We start from the raw sequence: 7,156 nt of genomic DNA, 5'->3' as shown, positions 1-7,156 counted from the left end.
GTGTTATCAAATACAAAAACGCCAAAACTGTTTTTAAATCAAGCTTTTGCGTTGTAGATGTATTCTACAATGAGTTTTTGTTTCAGAAGTCAAGATATGCTGGATGGATTAATTTAGGCTAAAAGATGATGACTGCCATCCTTTGTGTTTTTTCGCTTGCATTCAATAATAATTTCAATATTATCTTCTATATGATCTTCCCCTGAGAATAAACCAATATCGGCAGGATATTCTTTCTTGGTATCAGAAGGTCTAGCTTTTACTCGCCATTGGGGACGTGTTTGAATTAATTCTTTTGGGTAATCATAGTCATCTATGAGCATTCACAAAAAAACTTGAACGGCTTCTATTTCTTCTGGAGTAGCACGAACTGCAACCTCACTAATGAAACCTTTGATATATCCTTCTTTTAATTCCATGCAATCTTTTCTATTGTTAAAAATTTGATTTATTGTTAATCAGCCAAGATTGTTTTTGATAATAATTTAGATCGCAAACAAAATAATAATATACGAGATTAGAAAAGACTCGATTTAATTATGCTGTTAAATTTTCCCACACTTGGGTCAAAATTAACCTTACAGGTACCAACGCTTCCATTCCGATTCTTACTAACGATTATCTCCATCACTCCTGGCTCCGAACTATCTGAATTATAATATTCATCCCGATACAGCAATAATCCCAGATCCATATCCTGCTCGATATCACCCGAATCCTTAATATCAGCCATCCCTGGACGCTTATTACCCTGACTCTCTACCCCACGATTGATCTGAGCCAACGCCACAAAAGGTACATCAAACTCTTTCGCTATATCCTTGAACGCCCCAGAGAACTTACCCACAGCTTGCGCTCTATTCCCCGCTGACCTGTCTCCCAGCTTTTGGATATAGTCGAGGACAACTAACCCCAATTCCCCCCTCTCATGGCGGATTTTCCGCAGTACAGAAAGAATCTTTGCGGGGGTCAAAGCATAAGCGGGGGTATCGTCAAGAATAATAGGAAGTTCACCCAATGTACCCAAAGCTTGTTTCAATGTTTCATACTCATCCGCATAGATTGTATTGTGGATCAACCGATGTGAATCAATCCCAGAGTGCATCGATAACAGCCGCTTCGTTAACTGTTCGCTGGACATCTCTGCACTGAAGAAGACTACTGGCTTATGTTGAGTAGTCGCAATATGATTTGTCAAATGACAAGCTAACCAAGTCTTGCCCATACTCGCTCTAGCAGCAACAATGATTAAATCCTGCTTGACTAACCCGCCAATCAAGATATCTAAATCTCCCAGTCCAGTAGGATATGCAGGTTCACTTCCCTGTGAAATTTTAGTAAATACAGCAGCGAGACAATCACCGATAACCTTGGGTTGAAACTGGTCTTGTTTGTTGGTAGTCAAGTTAAATATCTTCTGCTCTGACTGGTCGAACACAGATTCTAATTCGGTAGTTGTATCATGTCCTAATTTCACCAGATCGTGACCCGCTGCAATTAATTCACGCCGCTTGTACTTATCAACGACTAAGGATGCTAAGTGGTCGATATTAACGGCTGAAACTGTCCGCTCTAATAGCTGGATTAATTTTGCCTCGCCCCCTACTTGTTTGAGTAGTTTCTGGTCGGATAGCCATGCCTTGACACTGAATAATTCAGTCGGTTTGTCTTGACGATAAAGATCTAAAGCTGCTCGATAAATAGTAGCGTGAGCAGTAATATAAAAAGCTTCTGGAGCCAGTAAGTTGATAACTCGTCCGATGGCTGACGGATCTAGCAAAATACCACCTAAGATACTCTCCTCTGATTCAATATTATTTGGGAGAACAGGATTATTCATGTTTCTGATTAAAGATAGTACTAAGTTGCTGGAGTTTATCAATACTAAGTAATTCTTTAGCTGGTTGATTAGCAACCGCAACTACTTGGTATTCTGGTTTGGATGAAGTTTGTAGAACTAGCTCTGGTTTAGTCCAGCCTTCTTTAATGGCTTTATTTAACCAGCCTTCAGGATTAGGGATATCCTTCTTACTAAGTTGTTCTTTGAAGGCTTCTATTGCAGCCAAGACAGTCGATTCATTAGCAGATTTGATTGTCTTGGTTAGAGTAGGATTTAAACTGATGTTTAAAGAATCTAGTTCGGATTGAATCTGTTCGTCAATCGTAGTTTTTCTCTTGCTTGATATTGGTGTTAATTTGCTATCTAATTGTTCACCTTTTAATTTGCCTTGTAGACCCTCGATGATCTGCTGCTGTCTTTCAACTTGCTCTTGGAGGTAATGTACTCGATAAACTTGACCTGCTAGTGCTTCATGCTTACGTTTGAGTTCTTTGTTCTCATTCTCTAATTGTTGGATTTTCTCTTTAAGACGGGTAATAATTTTTCCAGTAGAGGATGAGTTAGGTTGAGCAACTGGGGAGGGTGGGAACGATCTTTGTTTATTTCTAACTTCAGCAATACGCTGCTTAATTTCTGGATATTTGTAGAGGTAAGATACGCTGACATTGGCTTCTTTGGCAATGGTTGTGAAGTTGATCTTGCCGTTGATTTTCTGTAACCGTTCGATTGCCTTGAAAACTCGATCTGCTGAATCTTCCTTACGGGCTGCTTGAACTTGTTGAAGGTTATCAACTCTGGCTTGTTTGGTGTCTGAATTGCTCATGCTGCCTCCTGTTGCAAACTAGCAATGATTTTGTCGAGTTGTTCGACTTGTCTGCCGAATTGCTCGACCAGTACTTCTTGTCCTGCTGACATAGCTTTAACTGATTTGGCTCGAAGCTCGTTAAGTATGTTGATGTATTGGGGGAGTTTTTCAATAGTGGCAGCGAAAGATCGACAAGTATAACAGGCACGAAACTTATGGCAGTCTTGGTCGAGTGGTAGTCCACAATATCCGTAGATGGGAGTGTTGATATGAGTAGCACCAACTTCTAATTTGTGGGCGACTGGATTGTCCCAGAAGGATTTAGGGAATGATTCATAAGAAATACGATTACCATCACTATTTACTAATGCTTGGTGAATGTGTCCTGCTTCCCGCTGCATCAGATCGCAACTGACTTCGGTATAGTAAGTGCTGGTAGTGACAAAGTGTTTGTGTCCAGCCCATGCACTGACTACTGATAGGTCATGTCCTTGGTCAAATAATTCAGTTAAGCGAGTAGATCTGAGAAGTTGAGGTGTAAATTTAGCTGGCTGACCATTTTCATCGCGGATATCGAGGGCTTTAATTAGAGTACAAATACCAGTTGATAAAGGATGTCTTACTTGACTAGGAAGAATTTTCTTAATTGGCTTTAAGTTAGACTGTGATGGATCTGTATTAGATAAATTGTAGTAGTGGCAGAACAAGTAATCCCATTCATTACCCCAAAGATTTCCGATATATTTTTGTTGTTGTTGGACTACTTTTGCAATAGTTATTGTAATGGGAATTTCATGATAGTCGTTAGTCTTTTTTCGATGCCACACCAACTTCCAATTTTGTCCTTCTTGAACTAGGCAATCTTGTTTAAGTAGAGCTAATTCAGACGGGCGCATAGCAGAAAAATAACCAATCAACCACATTCGAGCGATAGGATCGGGTAATCTATACAAATTTTGTTCTATTTGTTCTCTTACAATGTTTGATATGGGATCTGGATTACCTCGATGTCGCTTAGGATAGTCCTCATTCCGAATAATATCTGATTCGACGTTAAACCAGTTTCCGATATTTCCTAATGTAAAAAATTCTCTTAAGGCACACAACTTATCTTTATCTATTCTCTGCTCTTGTGACAAATAATTAATAACTAGGCTGCGATTAATCTCATCAAAAGTAGATATGTTGTTTCTAACTAAATATTGAGAGAAAGGTTTAAGATTGTTTAGTTTGCTAATAATTGTAGAAAAAGAATTTTCCCTCTTACATAAATGATGTATATATTTTTTAGCCTCATTTTTAAACCAGTTTGAGGTAAGATTATCGAAATTAACAGTACATCGATTATCTCGCCTGTCAAAATTAGGATTAATCGATCTTAAATCCCAAAGATCATCAATCCAGTTAAATCTTCTTACTGGAGAATCTTTCTTGCTGAGGCGACTAATAGTATTTGGCCTTAGATTTATAGATTCTGAACATCTTTTTTGACAAGTTTTGCATTGGAATATTTTCTTCTGTGTATTTTCATCTATCTTGACAAAATACATATTTTCTAATTTATAATCGGGGTCTAAGCTATGTCTAGATTCACAATCAGAATCAGGACAAATAAAACCTTCAATTCTACGATTAGCATACCAAAAAACTCCAGGGTTATTAAAATCTGGTGTTATTTTTGGAATAAGATATTCAGTCCAATAGCTTTTATTACATTTTATACAACTAAATCTGGAGGCATTTAGATTCCGCTTAGATTTTGACAATGCTAATAAAACCATACTTTTTTCCTGACAGCAAGGGCAAATAAAATCGTTTTGATAATCTTTTGTCCAGTTAATATTTAGCATTTAATTTCTGTAATCCCTCAATCCGAATTAATAACATTTGCTTGTCCACGGTTAAAGTTTGCTGCTGCCGTACCATTCCTAATGCAGAAATAGTATTCAATTCTATCTCTACTCGTTGTAAATCTTGTTCGAGGACTGGTAGATCATCAGTAGATGTTAACCAATGTTCGCATTGCCAACAAGCATTTATCGTTTGACAAGGAGCTTCTAGTATCGGGCGATGGCACTCCCCATACTGAGTTGTAATCTGGTGCATTCTACCTCTAATTGCTTCGGTAATTAGATTTTTTGGCTTGTGAGTTAATACAAGTTTGCCAGTATTATTTACATAGTTAGTTTCTTTCATTAACTCCTGATACTCATCTCCCAGCACTTCCTTATACAAATGCTTGTAATAGTTCTGCATATCTGGAGAGCGATGTCTGAGATATTTTTGAATTATCAAATCTCTAACTCCAGCATTTGTCATGATTGTAGCGAAAGTTCTTCTAAATTGGTGAGATTTAAAATGCCAAATCTGACCTTCATTAGTACATATATTATGCTCCTGAGCTAATTTGTTTAACCGTTGACTAAGACCACGCAAGTGCATTACTTTTGGAACTGGTATATAGTAATAACGACTAGCATTAGCACTAAATAAAATATTATAATTATCTTTAAAAGTTTGCCTAATATATTCTTGCTGTTCTTTAATTATTACTACTAGTTCCTCACAGATAGGAAGTTCATCATCTACTTTGTACTTTTCAGTTAAAAATCTTATTCGCCATTGGTCATCTCTTTTCCGTAAGCAATCTAAAGGCAAGTTAAGTAGCTCACCAATTCTTAACCCTGTAGCTCTAATTACTATCACCATCCGTTGGATAGGTTCGGGTAAATAATGTAGATGTTCATTTAACTGTTGCCATATTTCTTCTGGAATGTACTCGACATCATCATTTTTAGGAGTGGATCTATTACGTCGCCCTTTAAACCAATAGGTATTAACTTCCAGCCACCCTTCATCACGACAGTAGTTAAAGAAGTTATTCAAAGTCGTATATTGATGTGTTATTGTTTTTGGCGACAATTTTAAAGATTTTAAATAATAATCATATTCATCAAATAATTGGGCGTTAATTTGTTCAACCCTAAAAATAGATTTTTGTTCAATAAACTGAGAGAATCGGCTGAGGTACTGAACTTCATCTTGGATGTATGCGGCTGATAGTTTACGATTGCTTCTAACTATGACGTATAATTTTGATGTTGTTTTCAACCAATCTTGTCTAATTGATTTAAAGCTAATTGTCAAGACTCTTTCATGCTGATTGGTTTGCAAGCCCAAATCATTAATTGTGTGCCAAACATCCTTTTTCAGCAATGGATTAGCCAGTAAGCTGTTTGCTAACTCACTTTCCTTTATCGCCCAACTATCTAAAGATAAATTATTATCTGCTAAGATACTCATTCTGCTGATTCCTCTCGTTCGACTACTTCTTGTAGACTTGTTCCATCAATTACATGAGAATAAACATCCAGAGTAGTTTGGATAGATGTATGCCCCAATAAATGTTTTACTCGATCTGGTGAATAGTTAGCTCTGAGTAAACGGGTAGCATAAGTATGTCTAAATAAATGCGGATATACATGAATACCAGTTTTTTTACTCAGGCGATTAAACATGATGTTTAAGACATTAGGGTTCATAGGCATTCCAATTTTCCCTTCCCAAATGTTGACGAAAACATAATTAGATACTGGCTCTGGATACTCATAAATTAGGTAGTCGTTATACATTTTGAGTATGTCTGGCACTACGGGAACGGTTCGTTCTAGCCCTTTAACTCTTGCTCCGTTGGGGTTATTGCGCTTGACAACTTTAATGCAATTTTCTCCACCCTCTCCGATATCCTCAAGACATAGCCCCAGAAGCTCACCTTTCCGCATTCCCGTACCGTCGAGCATCAGGATGATGAGTTTATCTCTGAGGCGATGACACGCATTCACCAGCGTAGATACCTGTTCGTCAGTTAAGCAGCCAGGAAAGCTTTTTGGCTCTTTGAGTTTGACAAGCTTCTGTCTGGTGGGTTTACTCTTGGCGATGCCTGTAAGTAGCCCATGCTGACTAACTCCATAGGGCATGTGAAATCTATCGAACTGTTTGAAATCTATTGTTTTGCTAGAGATGTGATACTCATAGAAGCCAGTGATACCAGTAATTGCTCGGTTGACCGTCTTCTCTGACCTAATCGCCTGTACTGGTTGTATGGATATAACCTTTGTGGTGTCTCCAATTCTCAACCAGTAAGCATAGTCTTCAATATCTGACAATTGAATTTCCCGCCAATCTAAGCTTTTGAGTTCTAGGAACTCCCACCAAGATTTGAGATCGTAGGCATACGCTTCGACTGTGTTAGGAGATTTAGACGTACTGAGATAGGTCAGGTAACGTTGAATGGGTTCTATTACTTGGTAGTCTTCATCCAACATTACCCAGACTATCTCGTTGGTATGTGGATCTATTCCTTTTTGCAGTGTTAATCTCATAGGTCTATTGTCCCACAAAATACACGTTGTAGAAATAAAATTTAGTATATAGCTATATTTATATGGTGTAGAAAAAGAAGGTGGTTGTTGTTGTTATTTAATATATAATTCTTGTATAAGATAACCTGT

Annotated in this window: 6 protein-coding genes; all 6 read right to left on the bottom strand. The window is 37.6% G+C overall.

Translation table 11 applies throughout. The features are described from left to right. Positions 1-113 precede the first annotated feature (113 nt). The 6 genes from VB732_RS35020 to VB732_RS34995 all read right to left on the bottom strand — a co-directional run bounded on the left by VB732_RS35020 (position 114) and on the right by VB732_RS34995 (position 7,027). Positions 114-323 carry a hypothetical protein gene (locus VB732_RS35020; protein ID WP_323235405.1) on the bottom strand — a complete coding sequence of 70 codons (210 nt, stop codon included), beginning with the start codon at positions 321-323 and terminating at the stop codon, positions 114-116. Positions 324-517: 194 nt separating this feature from the next. Continuing rightward, positions 518-1,840, bottom strand: a complete 1,323-nt coding sequence (dnaB, locus tag VB732_RS35015) for a replicative DNA helicase (protein ID WP_323235404.1) — start codon at positions 1,838-1,840, stop codon at positions 518-520. Beyond that, positions 1,833-2,663, bottom strand: coding sequence for a DUF6262 family protein (locus tag VB732_RS35010; RefSeq protein WP_323235403.1), 831 nt, complete (start codon positions 2,661-2,663; stop codon positions 1,833-1,835). The genes dnaB and VB732_RS35010 overlap by 8 nt, the downstream gene beginning before the upstream one ends. Further along, positions 2,660-4,495 (bottom strand): site-specific integrase, encoded by a 1,836-nt coding sequence (locus tag VB732_RS35005; protein WP_323235402.1) that lies wholly within the window; start codon positions 4,493-4,495, stop codon positions 2,660-2,662. The genes VB732_RS35010 and VB732_RS35005 overlap by 4 nt, the downstream gene beginning before the upstream one ends. Further along, complete coding sequence (locus tag VB732_RS35000) at positions 4,482-5,948, bottom strand: tyrosine-type recombinase/integrase (RefSeq protein ID WP_323235401.1); 1,467 nt, start codon at positions 5,946-5,948, stop codon at positions 4,482-4,484. The genes VB732_RS35005 and VB732_RS35000 overlap by 14 nt, the downstream gene beginning before the upstream one ends. Beyond that, a complete protein-coding gene (locus tag VB732_RS34995) occupies positions 5,945-7,027 on the bottom strand; it encodes a tyrosine-type recombinase/integrase (RefSeq protein WP_323235400.1) in 1,083 nt (360 codons plus the stop codon). The genes VB732_RS35000 and VB732_RS34995 overlap by 4 nt, the downstream gene beginning before the upstream one ends. Positions 7,028-7,156 lie beyond the last annotated feature (129 nt).

Origin of the sequence: Nostoc sp. UHCC 0252 (assembly GCF_034931145.1) — a bacterium.
Classification (GTDB): Bacteria; Cyanobacteriota; Cyanobacteriia; order Cyanobacteriales; family Nostocaceae; genus Nostoc.
The sequence above is the reverse complement of the archived record's forward strand: the minus strand, read 5'-3'. Positions and strand labels throughout refer to the sequence as shown.